The sequence below is a fragment of the Sphingomonas sorbitolis genome, assembly GCF_036663875.1.
Taxonomy (GTDB): domain Bacteria; phylum Pseudomonadota; class Alphaproteobacteria; order Sphingomonadales; family Sphingomonadaceae; genus Sphingomonas.
In genome coordinates this window covers 1-1,124 of the sequence record NZ_JAXOJS010000024.1, presented here as the reverse complement: position 1 = coordinate 1,124, position 1,124 = coordinate 1, and the positions used below count along the sequence as shown (strand labels likewise).

1 protein-coding gene is annotated in these 1,124 nt (G+C 58.4%); it reads right to left on the bottom strand.

Annotated elements, in window-relative coordinates:
• On the bottom strand, positions 1-1,063 hold a 1,063-nt coding region (locus tag U1763_RS21085; protein WP_332756866.1), incomplete at its 3' end, for an AMP-binding protein.
• Positions 1,064-1,124: the final 61 nt, after the last annotated feature.

The following is a 1,124-nucleotide window of genomic DNA, read 5'->3' as shown; positions in this document are numbered from 1 at the left end:
GGGCAAGCCCTTCACCCGCAATGTAGAGTTCTCCTGCAACCCCTGCCGGGACAGGCCGCAGGAATGCATCCAGTACGTACACCTCAGTGTTCCAGATCGGACGGCCGATCGGAACGGTACCCTGCTCCTCGCCGCTGTCGAGCCAGTATGTAACGTCAATAGCCGCCTCGGTTGGCCCGTAAAGGTTGCTCAGCTTTATCCCTGTATGAAAGACAAGGCTATTCCGTATGTCGACCGGCAAAGTCTCGCCACTGCAGATGATCTCGCGTAGCGAGCCGAAATCGCCACTGGACCAGTTGTCGAGTATCAGGCCTAACATCGAAGGAACGAAATGCGCGATGGTTACCTTCTCACGCTTGATCAAATCGACCAGATACGTCTGGTCCCGGTGGCTCCCAGGCTGGCTCACGACAAGTCGGGCGCCCACGACCAGCGGAAGGAGAAGCTCCCAGACCGAGACGTCGAAGCTAATCGGCGTCTTCTGAACGACACTGTCGCCTTCATCCAAGCGATAGATCGATTGCATCCAGTCGAGACGATTGACGATCGAGCGATGCGAGGTGACAACGCCCTTGGGGCGCCCCGTCGAACCGGACGTGTATATGACATAGGCCGGATTGCACGTCCGCAGTGGTGAGGCCCGATCTTCATCGGTCAGGTCCGTGCCTGCCTCACCTTGGAGCGCGGCCTTCGTTTCAAGCGCATCGAGCCAGATGCAGTCAAGTGTGTCGCTAACAAAATTTGCAGCCATGCTCGTGCTCACCAAGCAATCCGGCGCTGCATCCGCCACCATGAATTGAAGCCGCTCGATTGGGTAGTCATGATCCAGCGGCAAGTATGCCGCACCCGATTTTAGGATACCGAAAAGACCCACCACCATGTCGAGCGAGCGGGGAACTGCCAGCGCAATCACGCGCTCTGGGCCGACGCCACGGGCAATCAGTATACGTGCGAGCTGATTGGAACGCTCGTTCAACTCTCCATAGCTGAGCGTGAGATCGCCAAATACTACCGCGGTCGCGTCCGGCGCCCGTGCTGCCTGGGCCTCGAACAGTTCGACCACCGTAGCGTCACGAACTTGATGACCAGTCTCGTTCCACGTGACGAGAAGACGGTGACGCTCC